Below are 16,007 nucleotides of genomic sequence, written 5' to 3' on the forward strand. Positions count from 1 at the left end.
TGCGCTCGATGGCCGAGCCCCTGTGTGTGCTGATTGCCGAAGATGGCGCGGCGGACCGTCTGCTGCTGTCCGGCATTATCCGGCGCCAGGGGCATCAGGTACTGGTGGCCGGCAATGGCGCCGAGGCCCTGGCGCTGTTCGAGCAGCAGCGGCCACAGATCGTGCTGATGGATGCGCTGATGCCGGTGATGGACGGCTTCGAGGCGGCGCGGCGGATCAAGGCCCTGGCGGGCGAGACCCTGGTACCGATCATCTTTCTGACCTCCCTGAGTGAGAGCGAGGCGCTTGCCCGTTGTCTGGAGGCGGGCGGCGACGACTTTCTGGCCAAGCCCTACAACCCGGTGATCCTGGGCGCCAAGATCAACGCCATGGATCGCTTGCGCCGCCTGCAGGAAACCGTGCTGGCCCAGCGCGATCAGATCACCCGTCACCACGATTACCTGCTCAACGAGCAGCGAGTGGCCAAGGCGGTGTTCGACAAGGTGGCCCACTCCGGCTGCCTGGATGCGCCGAACATCCGCTATCTGCAATCGCCTTATGCGCTGTTCAACGGCGATCTGTTGCTGGCGGCCTATACCCCGGCGGGGGACATGCATGTGCTGCTGGGGGATTTCACCGGGCACGGATTGCCTGCGGCCGTCGGGGCGATGCCTCTGGCCGAAGTGTTCTATGGCATGACCGCCAAGGGCTACGGTTTGCCGGAAACCCTGCGGGAGATGAACGCCAAGCTCAAGCGCATCCTGCCGGTGGACATGTTTTGTTGCGCGACCCTGTTGTGCCTGAGCTACCAGCGACGGTCGGTGGAGGTGTGGAACGGCGGCATGCCCGAGGGCTACCTGTATCGCCATGCCGGTGATGCGCGCACGCCCCTGGTGGCGCGGCATCTGCCCCTTGGCATATTGAGTGCCGAGGCGTTCGAGGATCGTACCGAGGTGTTCTCCATGATGCCCGGAGATCGGGTGTTCCTGCTGTCCGACGGGGTGATCGACACCTGCAATGCCGAGGAGGAGCTGTTTGGCGTGGAACGACTGCATCGGGTGTTCGCCGCCAACCGCCAGCCGGAGCGACTGTTCGAGGAGGTCCAGCAGGCCCTGGAGAGCTTTGGCGGCAGTGCCCGGGACGATGTGAGCATGGTCGAGGTCGGGTTGCCGGAGTTTCCCAGGTTGACGCCGCCAGCCCCTGTGTACTCCGACAGCGGCCAGTCTTGCCCACTGGATTGGTCGTTGAGTTTCGAGTTTCGCGCGGCCACCCTCAAGCGCTTCAATCCGCTGCCATACCTGTTGCAACTGCTGCTCGAAGTGCACGGCCTGCGCTCCCAGAGCGGGGCTCTTTACAGTGTCCTGGCCGAGCTCTATTCCAATGCTCTGGAGCATGGAGTGCTCAAGCTCGACTCCCGGCTCAAGCGCGATGCCGAGGGGTTTACCCGCTACTACCGCGAGCGTGCGACGCGGCTGGAGCAGTTGCAGGAAGGGTTTGTCCGGGTGCACCTGCAGGTACAGCCGCTGGAGGCGGGAGGGCGTCTGGTGGTGCGGGTCGAAGACAGTGGCGAGGGCTTTGATGTGGCGGCCGTTCTGGCCCGTCCCAACGATGCCGGACGGTTTTCGGGGCGTGGCGTTAGCCTGATCCGACAGATGAGCCGCGAGGCTCTGTGGTCGGACGATGGGCGCAGTGTCTGCGTGGAGTTTTCCTGGGACGCTCTGGCATAATCCCGAAGTTTCTTGATCAAGGAGTGAACAAGTGGCTGAGATCCATCTGGACCACACGGTGCTCAATGCATTGCAGGAAGTCATGGAGGATGAATACCCCGTCCTGCTGGACACGTTCGTCTGCGATTCCGAGGAGCGGGTGCGGTTGTTGCACCAGTCCGAGGACGCTCTGCAACTGGTGGCCACCGCTCACAGCCTCAAGGGCAGCAGCAGCAATATGGGGGCCATCCGCCTGGCGGAACTCTGCCATGAGCTGGAGTTGCGGGCCGGGCAGTCCGCCACTGACGGCATAGCTCGCCTGGTAGGGGAGATTGATGGCGAGTTCGCCATTGTCCGGCGCTTGTGCGAGCAGGAACTGCAGCGCTTTCACTGTTGAGCAATATTTTTTCAGCGGGTTGACGAAACTGGCTCGACCTTTGCAATCAAGTTTCCCGACTGTACCTACGATCCCCGTGCAGCGGAGACTGTCCCATGGCTGTTACCCCTAATACGCTTCTTCAGGCCACCGCTCAGGCCAGCGCTAAGTCCAAGACTCAAGCGACTCCTGCCAGCCCCCTGGCAAGCGTTGCCGAGCCTGGTGACAAGGCGTCCAGCTTCGCCCAGCTCTATGCCAAGGAGGCCCAGAGCCAGCCGCTGAGCAAGTCGCCAACCTTTGCCGACAACTCGCCCAGGCCGGTGCGTGACAAGGGCGCCGACAATAGTCCAAAGAAAGATGTCGCCAGCAATCAGTCTGCCGCGTCGCAGCCCGTGGTTGCCGATAGCGGCAAATCCTTGCCTGCCGACAAGTCGACGAGCAGCGACAGCAAAACGGCCAGCGCCGCCAGTGACGACAGTAAGCCGGCCGACAGCAAGTCGGCTGATAGCCAGTCGGTCGATAACTCCCAGGCCGATGCTTCGGTAAATCCGGCACCGCTGGACCCTGGTCTGTTACCGGCCATCCAACCCCAGCCTCAGGTTGCCGAAGTGCCGCCGGTGGCAGCGCCGCAACCTCAGGTTGAAGTGCCCGTGGTGGCGCCGGCAGTGGTGGCCGCGGCAGTGCCGGCGGTGGCCCCTGCGGCCGAGCCGCCCAAGGCCGTGTTCGACCCCGAGGCTGATCCTCTGGATGCCATGCCGGCAGTGCGCCTGGCCATGGAGCAGGGCGGTCACGTCTCGGCTTCCAGTCAGGCTCAGCCCAAGGCCGCACCGGCGAGCGCCAATACTGAGGGGCAGTTGGCGTCGGTGCAGAACTTCGCCAATGCCATGGTCGGCATGTTGGAGCAGCAGGCCGGCAAAGGCGGTACTGAGCAAGGCGGTGAAAAGGCCTTCACCGGTCTGATTGCCGATGGCCTGAAAGACCTCAAGGGGGCTTCCAGCGATACCCGGGTGGATGATTTCGCCAATCGCCTGGCGGCTCTGACTCAGGCGGCAACGCCCAAGACCGCCAACGCGGTGCCGGTCAACCAGCCCCTGGCCATGCACCAGAGCGGCTGGACCGATGAAGTGGTCAACCGGGTGATGTACCTGTCCAGTGCCAACCTCAAGTCGGCGGACATCCAGTTGCAGCCTGCGGAGCTGGGGCGCCTGGATATTCGCGTGCACATGATCCCCGACCAGCAGACCCAGGTGACCTTCATGAGTGCCCATGCCGGTGTCCGCGAAGCCCTGGAAGGGCAGATGCACCGCATGCGGGACATGTTCAACCAGCAGGGGCTGGGGCAGGTGGACGTCAACGTATCCGATCAGTCCCGCGGCTGGCAGGGGCAGGAGCAGGCCCAGCAGGAACAGGCCCGTCGCAGTGGCTCCAGCACCCGCGGCACAAGCCTGGACGGTGGCGACGAGGAGTTGCCCCATGGCGTGGCTGAAGTGGCCGCGCCCGTGCAGACGGTCATTGGTACCAGCGCGGTCGACTATTACGCTTGATTGAGTGACAAAGGGGTCGTGGCGATCCGCTCGCCATGGCCCTTGCTTCTCCCTCCCCGCAGCTCATCCCCGCATTCCAGACAAATCTGGCATAACACTTGCTCTTGCCTTGCCGTGCGACTGTGAACCCCCGAATAGTGACGGATTATTGGCATGGCGAAGAGCGAAGCAGCAGAGAAACCCACCGCAGGGAAAAGCAAACTCAAGCTTATCCTCTTGATTGTCCTGGCGTTGTTGCTGGCCATCGGCCTGTCGGTCGGCGCCACCTGGTATTTCATGCACAGCTCCCAGAGCAAGCCCGCGCCGGCCGCGGAAACCGCCAGCAATGTCAAGCCGGCGGCGATCTACGAGCCCATGGCTCCGGCCTTTGTCGCCAACTACACGCAGAATGGCCGGCAGCGCTACATGCAGGTGAGCATTACCCTGCTGGCGCGCAACCAGGCCGATCTGGATGCGCTGAAAGTGCACATGCCGGTGATCCGCAACAACCTGGTAATGCTTTTCTCCGGACAGAATTTCGACACCCTGGCGACTCCGGTCGGTCAGGAAATGCTCCGCCAGAAGGCTACGGCCAGCGTCCAGGAAGTGGCGCAGAAAGAGGTGGGCAAAGTGGTGGTCGAGCAGTTGCTCTTTACTAACTTCGTACTGCAGTAGGAACACGACATGGCCGTGCAGGACCTGCTGTCCCAGGATGAGATCGACGCACTGTTGCATGGTGTCGACGACGGTCTGGTACAGACCGAACACGCTGCCGAACCCGGCAGTGTCAAAAGCTACGACCTGACCAGCCAGGATCGCATCGTCCGCGGACGCATGCCGACCCTGGAAATGATCAACGAGCGTTTCGCCCGCTATACAAGGATCAGCATGTTCAACATGCTGCGTCGTTCCGCCGATGTGGCGGTAGGTGGCGTGCAGGTCATGAAGTTCGGTGAGTACGTGCACTCGCTGTACGTGCCCACCAGCCTCAACCTGGTGAAGATCAAGCCGCTGCGTGGCACGGCGCTGTTCATTCTCGACGCCAAGCTGGTGTTCAAGCTGGTGGACAACTTCTTCGGTGGCGACGGCCGTCACGCCAAGATCGAAGGGCGTGAATTCACTCCGACCGAGCTGCGGGTGGTGCGCATGGTGCTGGAGCAGGCCTTCGTCGATCTGAAGGAAGCCTGGCAGGCGATCATGCCGGTCAACTTCGAGTACATAAACTCCGAAGTGAACCCGGCCATGGCCAACATCGTCGGTCCCAGCGAGGCCATCGTGGTGTCGACCTTCCATATCGAGCTCGATGGCGGTGGCGGCGACCTGCACGTGACCATGCCGTACTCGATGATCGAGCCGATCCGGGAAATGCTCGACGCCGGCTTCCAGTCCGACCTGGACGACCAGGACGAGCGCTGGAGCAAGGCCCTGCGCGAGGACGTGCTGGATGTGGCCGTACCGCTGAGCGCCACCGTGGCTCGTCGTCAGTTGCGCCTGCGGGACATCCTGCACATGCAGCCGGGCGATGTGATCCCGGTGGAGCTGCCGGAAGACATGATCATGCGCGCCAACGGCGTACCGTCGTTCAAGGTCAAGCTGGGTTCCCACAAGGGCAACCTGGCGCTGCAAGTGATCGAGCCGATCGAGCGCCGTTGAGCGGCGCTCCAACCTGTTTGCTGTTCAATGAATTTTTGCCCGTCGAGGACCCATGATGGCTGACGAAATTAACTCCCAGGACGACCAGGCACTGGCCGACGAATGGGCTGCTGCGCTGGAAGAAACCGGTGATGCCGGTCAAGCGGATATCGACGCTCTGTTGGCGGCCGATGCTGGGGCGGCGTCAAGTTCCGGGCGTTTGCAGATGGAAGAGTTCGGCAGCGTGCCCAAGAGTCACGAGCCGGTCACTCTGGATGGCCCCAACCTGGATGTGATTCTCGACATTCCGGTGTCGATCTCCATGGAAGTGGGCAGCACCGATATCAACATCCGCAACCTGTTGCAGCTCAACCAGGGTTCGGTGATCGAGCTTGACCGCCTGGCCGGCGAGCCGCTGGACGTGCTGGTCAACGGCACCCTGATCGCACACGGCGAAGTGGTGGTGGTCAACGAAAAGTTCGGCATTCGCCTGACCGACGTGATCAGCCCCAGCGAACGCATCAAGAAGCTGCGCTAAGTGAACAAGCTGCCTGGCGTTGTGCTCGGTTTGCCTCTGAGTGCCCTGGCTGCGGAGCCGGTGGCGAGTGCCGCGGCTGCAGCGCCCGCGGTGGGCAGCGTCAGTGGCCAGCTGACTCAGCTGGTGCTGGGGCTGCTGCTGGTGATCGGGCTGATCTTCTTCCTCGCCTGGCTGTTGCGCCGGGTGCAGCAGGCCGGTCCTGCGGGCAAGGGCCAGGTGATCGAGCTGATCGGCTCCCGCGCATTGGGGCCGCGGGATCGCCTGGTGCTGGTGCAGGTGGGCAATGAGCAGGTTCTGCTGGGCCTGACCCCGGGCACCATCACTGCGTTGCATGTACTCAAAGAGCCGGTGCAGGTGCCCAGTGCCGAGCAGGCGACGCCCGAGTTCGCCCAGCGCCTGATGGAGCTGTTGGGCAAGGATCAGAAGGATAAGAAGTAATGCCGTTGCGCATCATCTTGACGTTGGCACTGATGTTGGCGGCGCCACTGGCGCTGGCCGCCGACCCGTTGTCGATCCCGGCGATCACCCTTGGCACCAACGCCAGCGGCCAGCAGGAATACTCGGTCAGCCTGCAGATTCTGCTGATCATGACCGCGCTGAGCTTCATCCCGGCGTTCGTCATGCTGATGACCAGCTTCACCCGGATCATCATTGTCTTCTCGATCCTGCGTCAGGCTCTGGGCCTGCAGCAGACCCCATCGAACCAGATCCTCACCGGCATGGCGCTGTTCCTCACCATGTTCATCATGGCGCCGGTATTCGATCGGGTGAACCAGGATGCCTTGCAGCCCTACCTGGCGGAAAAACTCACCGCCCAGGATGCGGTGGCCAAGGCGCAGGTGCCGATCAAGGACTTCATGCTGGCACAGACCCGCAGCAGTGACCTGGAGCTGTTCATGCGCCTGTCCAAGCGCACCGACATCGCCAGTCCCGACCAGGCGCCGCTGACCATTCTGGTGCCGGCCTTCGTCACCTCCGAGCTCAAGACTGCGTTCCAGATCGGCTTCATGATCTTCATCCCGTTCCTGATCATCGACCTGGTGGTGGCCAGTGTGCTGATGGCGATGGGCATGATGATGCTCTCGCCGCTGATCATTTCCCTGCCGTTCAAGATCATGCTGTTCGTTCTGGTGGACGGCTGGGCATTGATCATCGGCACCTTGGCGGGCAGTTTCGGCGGTGTCTAAAACCTTGTTAGCGGGTACTCGACAATGACTCCTGAAGTCGCGGTAGACCTGTTTCGCGAAGCGCTCTGGCTGACCACCATGATGGTGGCGGTGCTGGTGGTGCCCAGCCTGCTGGTGGGCTTGATGGTGGCCATGTTCCAGGCGGCCACCCAGATCAACGAGCAGACCCTGAGCTTTCTGCCGCGCCTGCTGGTGATGCTGGTGACCCTGATCGTCGCCGGCCCCTGGCTGGTGCAAACCTTCATGGAATACATCCGTCAGTTGTACGGCAGTATTCCTCAGCTGATCGGCTGAGCCGATGTCCCTGCTGGCGTTGACCGACACCCAGATCAGTACCTGGGTGGCGAGCTTCATGCTGCCGCTGTTCCGGGTCACTTCGCTGCTGATGGTGATGCCGATCTTCGGTACCACCCTGGTGCCGCGTCGCGTGCGTCTGTACTTCGCCCTGGCGATTACCGTGGTCATCGCTCCGGGCCTGCCGCCCATGCCCGAGGTGCATGCCCTGGACCTCAGCGGCCTGCTGCTGATTGCCGAGCAGATCCTGATCGGCGCGGTGCTGGGCTTCTCGCTGCAGTTGTTCTTCCAGTCCTTCGTGGTTGCCGGGCAGATCGTGGCGATCCAGATGGGCATGGGCTTCGCCTCCATGGTCGACCCCACCAACGGCGTGTCGGTGGCGGTGATCGGGCAGTTCTTCACCATGCTGGTGAGCTTGCTGTTCCTGGCCATGAACGGCCATCTGGTGGTGTTCGAGGTGCTCACCGAGAGCTTTACCACGTTGCCTGTGGGGGGCGGCCTGATGGTCAATCACTACTGGGAGCTGGCGGGCAAGCTGGGTTGGGTGCTGGGAGCGGCGCTGCTGCTGGTGCTGCCGGCGATCACGGCCCTGCTGGTGGTCAACATCGCCTTTGGCGTGATGACCCGGGCGGCGCCGCAGTTGAACATCTTCTCCATCGGTTTCCCGCTGACCCTGGTGCTGGGCATGGCCATCGTCTGGATCAGCCTGGCCGACATTCTCAACCAGTATCAACCGCTGGCCTCCGAGGCCCTGCAGTTCTTACGCGAACTGGCAAAGGCGCGCTGAGCCATGGCCGAGAGCGAAAGCGGTCAGGACAAGACAGAAGACCCCACGGAGAAGCGCAAGAAGGACTCCCGGGAAAAGGGCGAGATCGCCCGTTCCAAGGAGCTCAATACCCTGGCGATCATGTTGGCGGGGGCCGGCGGTCTGCTGGTGTATGGCGGTGGCCTGGCCCAGGACCTGCTGGAAATCATGCGCCTGAATTTTTCCTTGCCCCGGGAGGTGCTGCTCAGTCCGGGAGCCATGGGGCAGTACCTGCTGCACTCGGGCAAGATCGCCATCCTGGCGGTGCAGCCGGTGCTTTTGACTTTGCTGCTGGCGGCCATCATCGGTCCGATTTCCCTGGGTGGCTGGCTGTTCGCGGGCAAGAGCCTGGCGCCCAAGTTCAGTCGGATGAATCCGGCCGCCGGCCTCAAGCGGATGTTTGCCTTCTCGGCGGTGATCGAATTGCTCAAGGCCCTGGCCAAGTTCGGCCTGGTGCTGTTCGTGGCGCTTTCGGTGTTGTCGTCGGACATTGACGACCTGCTGCGGATCGCCCATGAACCCCTTGAGCTGGCGATCATCCATAGCGTCCAGGTGGTGGGCTGGAGCACCTTGTGGATGGCGTGCGGGCTGATCCTGATCGCCGCGGTGGATGTGCCGGTGCAGATGTATCAGGCCCACAAGAAACTGCTGATGACCAAGCAGGAAGTGCGTGACGAGCACAAGGATCAGGAGGGGCGGCCCGAGGTCAAGCAGCGGATTCGCCAGACTCAGCGCGAGATGTCCCAGCGGCGGATGATGGCCGCGATTCCCGAGGCCGACGTGGTCATCACCAACCCGACCCACTACGCCGTGGCTCTCAAGTACGACGCCGAGAAGGGCGGGGCGCCAGTGCTGCTGGCAAAGGGCAGCGATTTTCTGGCCTTGAAGATCCGCGAAATTGCCGTGGCCCATGAAGTGATGCTGCTGGAATCCCCGGCGCTAGCGCGTTCGATCTACTACTCCACCGAACTTGAGGAAGAGATCCCGGCGGGCCTGTACCTGGCGGTGGCTCAGGTCCTGGCCTACGTCTACCAGATTCGCCAGCATCGCGCGGGCAAGGGCAAGCGCCCCGATCCGCTCAAGGACCTGCCGATTCCGCCAGACTTGCGGCGTGACACGTCCGGCAAGCAATCCCCCGGCGGCCCGGTGGAGCCTCTCTAGGTACGGGGATTCAGGGGCGGGCATCGACCGGGCGCGGCTTTATCGGCGAACGGGACCTGATTCAGTCAGAAAAATGGCTAATTGCCATTATCTGGCCTTGTAACCCTGGCTCCTGCAGCCGACCTGCGTCGTCCCTCTTGCCCACGAGGGCGGCCTCGCGATCTTGTCCGTCGACACCCGGATTCCTTCAGGTTCAGGGCGCGATCGCGCTCTGCGGCAAAGTTGGAAGGCTTCTTGCAGTAGCAGCCCCGTGCCGCTTCAGGCGTCAAAAGTTTGCTTTACGGAACGGGGTAAATCGGTGGATCGCTCTCAGTTAATCAGCACGGCTCGCAGTAACCTGGCTGACCTCGGTCGAGGCAACCTGGGTGTACCGGTGCTGCTGTTGGTCATGCTGGCCATGATGATGCTGCCGGTGCCGGCGTTCCTGCTGGACGTGTTCTTCACCTTCAACATCGCCCTGTCGATCGTGGTCCTGCTGGTTTGCGTGTATGCCCTGCGGCCGTTGGACTTTGCCGTGTTCCCCACCATCCTGCTGGTGGCCACGCTGTTGCGCCTGGCGCTCAACGTGGCCTCGACCCGGGTGGTCATGCTTCACGGCCAGGAGGGCCATGCCGCCGCCGGTAAGGTGATCCAGGCCTTCGGTGAGGTGGTGATCGGCGGCAACTACGTGGTCGGTATCGTGGTCTTCGCGATCCTCATGATCATCAACTTCGTGGTCGTGACCAAGGGTGCCGGACGGATCTCCGAGGTGAGCGCACGCTTCACCCTGGATGCCATGCCCGGTAAGCAGATGGCCATCGACGCTGACTTGAACGCCGGCCTGATCGACCAGAACCAGGCCAAGCTGCGCCGTCTGGAAGTGGCCCAGGAGGCCGAGTTCTACGGCTCCATGGACGGTGCCAGCAAGTTCGTCCGCGGTGACGCCATCGCCGGTCTGCTGATTCTCTTCATCAACCTGATCGGCGGCATGGCGGTCGGTATCTTCCAGCACAACATGAGCTTTGCCGATGCCGGCAAGGTCTACGCCTTGCTGACCATCGGTGACGGTTTGGTGGCGCAATTGCCATCGCTGTTGCTGTCCACCGCGGCGGCCATCATGGTCACCCGGGCTTCGGGTTCCGAAGAAATGGGCAAGCAGATCAACCGGCAGATGTTCGCCTCGCCCAAGGCGCTGGCGGTGGCGGCGGGGTTGATGGCGGTGATGGGGCTGGTGCCGGGCATGCCGCACTTCTCCTTCCTGAGCCTGGCGGCGGTGGCCGGCGGCGCGGCGTATCTGGTCTGGAGAAAGCAGAATCTGGTCAAGGTCAAGGCGCAGGAAGAGATCCAGCGTCAGCAGGACCTGCTGCCGTCTCCGGCCCGGGCCATGGAAACCAAGGAACTGGGCTGGGACGACGTGACTCCGATCGACATGATCGGCCTGGAAGTGGGTTATCGCCTGATTCCCCTGGTGGATCGCAACCAGGGTGGGCAGTTGCTGGCGCGGATCAAGGGGGTGCGCAAGAAGCTCTCCCAGGACCTGGGTTTCCTCATGCCCACCGTGCATATCCGCGACAACCTGGACCTGGCGCCCAGCGCCTATCGCCTGACGCTGATGGGGGTGATCCTGGCCGAGGCCGAGATCTACCCGGATCGCGAGCTGGCGATCAACCCGGGGCAGGTCTACGGCACCCTCAACGGCATTTCCGCCCGGGATCCGGCCTTCGGCCTGGAGGCGGTGTGGATCGAGATCAGCCAGCGGCCCCAGGCGCAGTCCCTGGGCTACACCGTGGTGGACGCCAGTACCGTGGTCGCCACCCACTTGAACCAGATTCTCTACAAGCACTCCAGCGAGCTGATCGGTCACGAGGAAGTGCAGCAACTGATGCAACTGCTGGCCAAGAGTTCGCCAAAGCTGGCGGAGGAACTGGTGCCGGGGGTGCTGTCGCTGTCACAACTGCTCAAGGTGTTGCAGGCGCTGCTGGCCGAACAGGTGCCGGTGCGGGACATCCGCAGCATCGCCGAGGCCATCGCCAACAATGCCGCCAAGAGTCAAGATACTGCCGCTTTGGTCGCGGCGGTTCGCGTCGGACTGTCTCGTGCAATCGTCCAAAGCATTGTAGGCACTGAGTCTGAGCTGCCTGTGATCACCTTGGAGCCAAGGTTGGAACAAATTTTGCTCAGCAGTTTGCAGAAGGCAGGACAAGGCCAGGAAGAAGGCGTTCTGCTGGAGCCAAGCATGGCTGAGAAGCTGCAACGTTCGCTGATCGAAGCGGCGCAGCGTCAAGAGATGCAAGGTCAACCGGTGATTCTGTTGGTAGCGGGTCCGGTCCGCGCCATGCTTTCGCGGTTCGGGCGTCTCGCCGTTCCAGGTTTGCATGTGCTGGCGTACCAGGAAATTCCCGACAACAAGCAAGTGACCATCGTTGCGACAGTAGGGCCCAACGGCTGAGGTAGTGGGTTATGCAAGTTAAGCGTTTTTTCGCCGCCGATATGCGTCAGGCCATGAAACTGGTTCGTGATGAGTTGGGCGCTGAAGCTGCCATCATCGGCAACCGGCGGATTGCCGGCGGGGTCGAGCTGACGGCTGCCCTGGATTACAAGTTGTCGGCCCTGTCGCCACGGGTTCCGAACATGGAGCTTGAGGACGAGCTGCGCAAGACTCAGTCGCGGATCGTCACCGCCCAGGCCGAACTGAGCCTGCGGGGCGAGGGCGACAACGCCTCGATCACCAATCGCCAGCTGTTCGCCGGCCTGCCGCTGACCGCTGCCGAACCGCTGATCGAGCCGACCCTGACCGAGCGTCCGCGTCCGGCCCCGGCGCCAGTCGCACCGGCTGCGGATTCCCGTGCGCTGGACTCGATGCGTTTCGAGCTCAACGGCCTGCGCGAGCTGCTGGAAGTGCAGCTCGGTTCCCTGGCCTGGAGCCAATTGCAGGGCAGTCGCCCGGAGCAGGCCAACCTCTGGCGCCGTCTGCAGCGCATCGGCCTGTCCGGTCCGCTGGCCCGTGATCTGCTGGCATTGATCACCGATATCGACGAGCCGCGTCAGGCCTGGCGCATGCTGCTGGCGCACCTGGCGCGGATGATCCTGACGCCGGAAGTCGAGCCCCTGGAAGAAGGTGGCGTAATCGCCATGGTCGGCCCCGCCGGCATGGGCAAGACCACCACCCTGGCCAAGCTGGCCGCACGCTATGTACTCAAGTACGGCGCACAGAACATTGCCCTGGTCAGCATGGACAGCTTCCGTATCGGCGCCCAGGAGCAGCTCAAGACGTTGGGGCGTATCCTCAATGTCTCGGTGACCCATGTTGATCCTGGCCAATCCCTGGCCCAGGCGCTGGACCCGCTGCTGCGCAAGCGCGTAGTGCTGATCGACACCGCCGGCCTGCAGGCCAGCGATCCGGCATTGCGCATGCAGCTGGAAAGCCTGGCCGGTCGCGGGATCCGCGCGAAGAACTATCTGGTGCTGGCGACCACCAGCCAGAAGCAGGTGCTGACCGCCGCCTACCACAGCTACAAGCGCTGCGGTCTGGCCGGTTGCATCCTGACTAAACTGGATGAAACAGCCAGTCTTGGCGAGGTCTTGAGCCTGGCCATCAGTCATGAATTGCCGGTCGCCTATCTGACCGACGGCCCGCGGATTCCTGACGATTTGCACCTGCCTCGCCGGCATCAGTTGGTGAGCCGCGCAGTGAGCGTGCAGATGCAGGAAGAACCCAGCGAAGAAGCCATGGCCGACATGTTCGCTGACCTCTACCACAGCCCGACCAAGCGGGTCGGCTGAGTTAGACATGAAAAGATTGCAGTGTATCTACATCGATGGTCTGCCATGCATTGTTCCAACGGTGAACGCGCAGCCAGTTATGTGGCCCCGTCTAAGTAAGACAAGGTAAAGAAAGAACATGGGCAGCATGCATCCCGTACAGGTGATTGCGGTGACCGGCGGCAAGGGTGGCGTCGGCAAGACTAATGTGTCAGTGAACTTGTCCCTGGCTCTGGCTGAGCTCGGCCGGCGGGTCTTGCTGCTGGACGCCGACTTGGGACTGGCCAACGTCGATGTCCTGCTGGGCCTGACACCCAAGCGCACCCTGGCGGATGTCATCGAAGGGCGCTGTGAGTTGCGCGATGTGCTGCTCCAGGGCCCCGGCGGTATCCGTATCGTCCCGGCCGCCTCCGGCACCCAAAGCATGGTGCACCTGAGTCCCGCCCAGCATGCCGGCCTGATCCAGGCCTTCAGCGACATCGGCGACAACCTCGATGTGCTGGTGATCGATACCGCTGCGGGTATTGGTGACTCGGTAGTCAGTTTTGTACGCGCGGCCCAGGAAGTGTTGCTGGTGGTCTGCGACGAACCGACTTCGATCACCGATGCCTATGCGCTGATCAAGTTGCTCAACCGCGACTACGGCATGAACCGTTTCCGGGTCCTGGCCAACATGGCCCAAAGCCCTCAGGAAGGGCGCAACCTGTTTGCAAAATTGACCAAGGTCACGGATCGCTTTCTGGACGTGGCCTTACAATACGTCGGCGCAGTTCCCTACGACGAAAGCGTGCGCAAGGCCGTGCAAAAGCAGCGTGCGGTCTATGAAGCCTTTCCTCGTTCGAAGTGTGCATTGGCGTTCAAGGCCATCGCGCAAAAAGTCGATACCTGGCCGTTGCCGGCGAACCCACGCGGGCATCTGGAGTTTTTTGTCGAGCGCCTAGTGCATCAAACAGCGGGACCGGTGCTATGACTGCCAGCGGCTACAACCTCTACAAGAAGTCGGCACGTGACAGCCAATATGAATTGATCGAGCGCTACGCGCCTCTGGTCAAGCGCATTGCCTATCACTTGCTGGCGCGGTTGCCGGCCAGTGTTCAGGTGGAAGACCTGATTCAGGCCGGAATGATCGGTTTGCTCGAAGTGTCGACCAAGTACGACGCGAGCAAGGGGGCGAGTTTCGAAACCTATGCGGGTATCCGTATCCGCGGGGCGATGCTCGACGAGGTTCGCAAAGGCGACTGGGCACCGCGTTCGGTGCACCGTAATACACGCATGGTCAGCGATGCCATTCGTGCAATTGAAGCTAAAACCGGTCGTGACGCTAAAGATCACGAAGTTGCGGCCGAACTTCAATTGAGTCTCGACGATTATTACGGGATTTTGAACGACACCTTGGGCAGCCGCCTGTTCAGTTTCGACGACCTGTTGCAGGACGGCGAACATGAAGGGCTGCATGAGGATGGCGCCAGTGCTCATCTCGAGCCGTCACGGGACCTGGAGGATGAACGCTTCCAGGCTGCCTTGGCGGATGCGATTGCCAATTTGCCGGAGCGCGAGCGACTGGTGTTGGCGCTGTACTACGACGAAGAACTGAATCTCAAGGAAATCGGTGAGGTCCTGGGGGTCAGCGAATCGCGGGTCAGCCAGTTACACAGCCAGTGCGCGGCCCGTTTGCGGGGGCGTTTGGGGGAGTGGCGAGCGCGCTGACAGGCAGTGTGGGGACACTGCGATCGGGACCGGTAAGGCAAGCGCTGCGCCGGTCTTGCAGTATGTGCTCCATGCAGTCGTTGTGTGTTATGCCGAATTGATTGAATGGCGCGTTCAGGTGCTGGATGCGTTTAAGACTGCTTGGAGGTCGAATTGGACAAGAACATGAAAATCCTCATCGTTGATGACTTTTCAACGATGCGGCGGATCATAAAAAACCTGTTGCGTGATCTGGGTTTCACCAACACGGTCGAGGCCGACGATGGCACTACCGCCATTCCGGTACTCAACAGCGGGAGCATCGACTTTCTGGTAACGGACTGGAACATGCCGGGCATGACCGGGATCGACCTGCTGCGCCACGTGCGTGCCGATGAAAAGCTCAAGCACCTGCCGGTGTTGATGGTGACTGCGGAAGCCAAGCGCGAGCAGATCATCGAAGCTGCCCAGGCCGGCGTTAACGGCTATGTAGTCAAACCATTCACGGCTCAGGCGTTGAAAGAGAAGATCGAAAAGATCTTCGAACGCATCGGTTGATGTACGTAGCCATTCCGCCACGGGGGAGCTATGGAGCATAACGAATCTTCACTGGGCGACTTTGAGTCGACCCTGAAAAAACATGCGCTGGAACTGGTCGAAAGCCTGGAAAAGGGCAAGTTCGGCGAAGCTGTGCAATTGATCCATGAGCTCAATCAGACCCGTGACCGCGGCCTGTATCAGGAAGTGGGCAAGCTCACCCGCGAGTTGCATAGCGCGATCGTCAATTTCCAGATTGACCCGCACATGCCGCAAGCCGAGGAAGTTTCACAAATCACGGATGCCACTGAGCGCCTGTCCTATGTGGTCCGGCTCACGGAAGCCGCCGCCAACCGCACCATGGACCTGGTAGAGAGCAGCACCCCGCTGGTCAATGGCCTGAGCACTGAAGCCCAGGCCCTGAGCGCAGATTGGGGGCGCTTCATGCGGCGCGAGGTCGGTGCTGAAGAGTTTCGCGAACTGGCGCGCCGGGTCGACAGTTTCCTGACGCGCAGCGAGCAGGAAACCCGCACCGTTTCCGGCCACCTTAACGACATTCTGCTGGCGCAGGATTACCAGGACCTGACCGGTCAAGTGATCAAGCGTGTGACCCAGTTGGTCACTGAAGTCGAAAGCAATCTGCTCAAACTTGTCTTGATGGCCAGCCAGGTCGATCGCTTCGCCGGTATCGAACATGACCGTGAATCGATCCTCGCGGAAAAAGATCCGCAAAAACATCTCGCCAAGGGTGAAGGTCCGCAGATTCATGCCGATAAACGGGAAGACGTTATGTCCGGTCAGGACGATGTAGACGATTTGCTTTCCAGCCTTGGATTCTAGGA

Annotated in this window: 17 protein-coding genes; all 17 read left to right on the forward strand. The window is 61.8% G+C overall.

Going from position 1 to position 16,007, the window contains the following annotated elements; translation table 11 throughout:
• The first annotated feature begins 8 nt into the window (after positions 1 to 8).
• The 17 genes from PST29_RS08435 to PST29_RS08515 all read left to right on the forward strand — a co-directional run bounded on the left by PST29_RS08435 (position 9) and on the right by PST29_RS08515 (position 16,005).
• Positions 9 to 1,706, forward strand: coding sequence for an ATP-binding SpoIIE family protein phosphatase (locus PST29_RS08435; RefSeq protein ID WP_193790982.1), 1,698 nt, complete (start codon positions 9 to 11; stop codon positions 1,704 to 1,706).
• A gap of 31 nt (positions 1,707 to 1,737) precedes the next feature.
• Entirely contained in the window at positions 1,738 to 2,082 is a 345-nt protein-coding gene (locus PST29_RS08440) for an Hpt domain-containing protein (protein ID WP_060838147.1), read from the forward strand.
• A gap of 95 nt (positions 2,083 to 2,177) precedes the next feature.
• Positions 2,178 to 3,605, forward strand: a complete 1,428-nt coding sequence (locus PST29_RS08445) for a flagellar hook-length control protein FliK (protein WP_060842819.1) — start codon at positions 2,178 to 2,180, stop codon at positions 3,603 to 3,605.
• 153 nt (positions 3,606 to 3,758) lie between these two features.
• Positions 3,759 to 4,259 carry a flagellar basal body-associated protein FliL gene (fliL, locus tag PST29_RS08450; protein WP_060838149.1) on the forward strand — a complete coding sequence of 167 codons (501 nt, stop codon included), beginning with the start codon at positions 3,759 to 3,761 and terminating at the stop codon, positions 4,257 to 4,259.
• 9 nt (positions 4,260 to 4,268) lie between these two features.
• Positions 4,269 to 5,237 (forward strand): flagellar motor switch protein FliM, encoded by a 969-nt coding sequence (gene fliM, locus PST29_RS08455; RefSeq protein ID WP_011059984.1) that lies wholly within the window; start codon positions 4,269 to 4,271, stop codon positions 5,235 to 5,237.
• A gap of 55 nt (positions 5,238 to 5,292) precedes the next feature.
• On the forward strand, positions 5,293 to 5,754 hold the full coding sequence (gene fliN, locus PST29_RS08460; protein WP_042940599.1) for a flagellar motor switch protein FliN: 462 nt from the start codon (positions 5,293 to 5,295) through the stop codon (positions 5,752 to 5,754).
• The gene (gene fliO, locus PST29_RS08465) at positions 5,755 to 6,192 is read left to right on the forward strand and encodes a flagellar biosynthetic protein FliO (protein WP_060838150.1); all 438 of its coding nucleotides are present in this window, start codon (positions 5,755 to 5,757) and stop codon (positions 6,190 to 6,192) included.
• Positions 6,192 to 6,941: a flagellar type III secretion system pore protein FliP gene (gene fliP / locus PST29_RS08470; protein WP_011059987.1), complete on the forward strand. Its 750-nt coding sequence runs from the start codon at positions 6,192 to 6,194 to the stop codon at positions 6,939 to 6,941. Before fliO ends, fliP begins: the two co-directional genes overlap by 1 nt.
• A 24-nt stretch (positions 6,942 to 6,965) precedes the next feature.
• The gene (gene fliQ / locus PST29_RS08475) at positions 6,966 to 7,235 is read left to right on the forward strand and encodes a flagellar biosynthesis protein FliQ (RefSeq protein ID WP_011059988.1); all 270 of its coding nucleotides are present in this window, start codon (positions 6,966 to 6,968) and stop codon (positions 7,233 to 7,235) included.
• 4 nt (positions 7,236 to 7,239) lie between these two features.
• Complete coding sequence (gene fliR, locus PST29_RS08480) at positions 7,240 to 8,022, forward strand: flagellar biosynthetic protein FliR (RefSeq protein ID WP_060838151.1); 783 nt, start codon at positions 7,240 to 7,242, stop codon at positions 8,020 to 8,022.
• Between the two features lie 3 nt (positions 8,023 to 8,025).
• Positions 8,026 to 9,201: a flagellar biosynthesis protein FlhB gene (gene flhB, locus PST29_RS08485; RefSeq protein WP_060838152.1), complete on the forward strand. Its 1,176-nt coding sequence runs from the start codon at positions 8,026 to 8,028 to the stop codon at positions 9,199 to 9,201.
• 298 nt (positions 9,202 to 9,499) lie between these two features.
• A complete protein-coding gene (gene flhA / locus PST29_RS08490; RefSeq protein ID WP_060842820.1) occupies positions 9,500 to 11,629 on the forward strand; it encodes a flagellar biosynthesis protein FlhA in 2,130 nt (709 codons plus the stop codon).
• 11 nt (positions 11,630 to 11,640) lie between these two features.
• Positions 11,641 to 12,963: a flagellar biosynthesis protein FlhF gene (flhF, locus tag PST29_RS08495; RefSeq protein ID WP_060838154.1), complete on the forward strand. Its 1,323-nt coding sequence runs from the start codon at positions 11,641 to 11,643 to the stop codon at positions 12,961 to 12,963.
• Between the two features lie 118 nt (positions 12,964 to 13,081).
• On the forward strand, positions 13,082 to 13,912 hold the full coding sequence (gene fleN / locus PST29_RS08500; protein ID WP_016963180.1) for a flagellar synthesis regulator FleN: 831 nt from the start codon (positions 13,082 to 13,084) through the stop codon (positions 13,910 to 13,912).
• Complete coding sequence (gene fliA / locus PST29_RS08505) at positions 13,909 to 14,649, forward strand: RNA polymerase sigma factor FliA (RefSeq protein WP_011060003.1); 741 nt, start codon at positions 13,909 to 13,911, stop codon at positions 14,647 to 14,649. Before fleN ends, fliA begins: the two co-directional genes overlap by 4 nt.
• A gap of 165 nt (positions 14,650 to 14,814) precedes the next feature.
• The gene (locus PST29_RS08510; RefSeq protein WP_003183998.1) at positions 14,815 to 15,186 is read left to right on the forward strand and encodes a chemotaxis response regulator CheY; all 372 of its coding nucleotides are present in this window, start codon (positions 14,815 to 14,817) and stop codon (positions 15,184 to 15,186) included.
• Positions 15,187 to 15,216: 30 nt separating this feature from the next.
• Entirely contained in the window at positions 15,217 to 16,005 is a 789-nt protein-coding gene (locus tag PST29_RS08515) for a protein phosphatase CheZ (protein ID WP_047284566.1), read from the forward strand.
• Positions 16,006 to 16,007: the final 2 nt, after the last annotated feature.

Source organism: Pseudomonas sp. St29 (assembly GCF_001547915.1).
In the GTDB taxonomy this organism is placed as follows: Bacteria; Pseudomonadota; Gammaproteobacteria; order Pseudomonadales; family Pseudomonadaceae; genus Aquipseudomonas.

Bases quoted from the DNA above. Each gene is read 5' to 3' on its own strand.
- fliM (WP_011059984.1), top strand. From the start codon at position 4,269: ATGGCCGTGCAGGACCTGCTGTCCCAGGATGAGATCGACGCACTGTTG.
- fliQ (WP_011059988.1), top strand. From the start codon at position 6,966: ATGACTCCTGAAGTCGCGGTAGACCTGTTTCGCGAAGCGCTCTGGCTG.
- fliR (WP_060838151.1), top strand. From the start codon at position 7,240: ATGTCCCTGCTGGCGTTGACCGACACCCAGATCAGTACCTGGGTGGCG.
- fliP (WP_011059987.1), top strand. From the start codon at position 6,192: ATGCCGTTGCGCATCATCTTGACGTTGGCACTGATGTTGGCGGCGCCA.
- PST29_RS08515 (WP_047284566.1), top strand. From the start codon at position 15,217: ATGGAGCATAACGAATCTTCACTGGGCGACTTTGAGTCGACCCTGAAA.
- flhF (WP_060838154.1), top strand. From the start codon at position 11,641: ATGCAAGTTAAGCGTTTTTTCGCCGCCGATATGCGTCAGGCCATGAAA.
- fliL (WP_060838149.1), top strand. From the start codon at position 3,759: ATGGCGAAGAGCGAAGCAGCAGAGAAACCCACCGCAGGGAAAAGCAAA.
- PST29_RS08445 (WP_060842819.1), top strand. From the start codon at position 2,178: ATGGCTGTTACCCCTAATACGCTTCTTCAGGCCACCGCTCAGGCCAGC.
- PST29_RS08435 (WP_193790982.1), top strand. From the start codon at position 9: ATGGCCGAGCCCCTGTGTGTGCTGATTGCCGAAGATGGCGCGGCGGAC.
- flhB (WP_060838152.1), top strand. From the start codon at position 8,026: ATGGCCGAGAGCGAAAGCGGTCAGGACAAGACAGAAGACCCCACGGAG.
- PST29_RS08510 (WP_003183998.1), top strand. From the start codon at position 14,815: ATGAAAATCCTCATCGTTGATGACTTTTCAACGATGCGGCGGATCATA.
- fleN (WP_016963180.1), top strand. From the start codon at position 13,082: ATGGGCAGCATGCATCCCGTACAGGTGATTGCGGTGACCGGCGGCAAG.
- fliA (WP_011060003.1), top strand. From the start codon at position 13,909: ATGACTGCCAGCGGCTACAACCTCTACAAGAAGTCGGCACGTGACAGC.
- fliN (WP_042940599.1), top strand. From the start codon at position 5,293: ATGGCTGACGAAATTAACTCCCAGGACGACCAGGCACTGGCCGACGAA.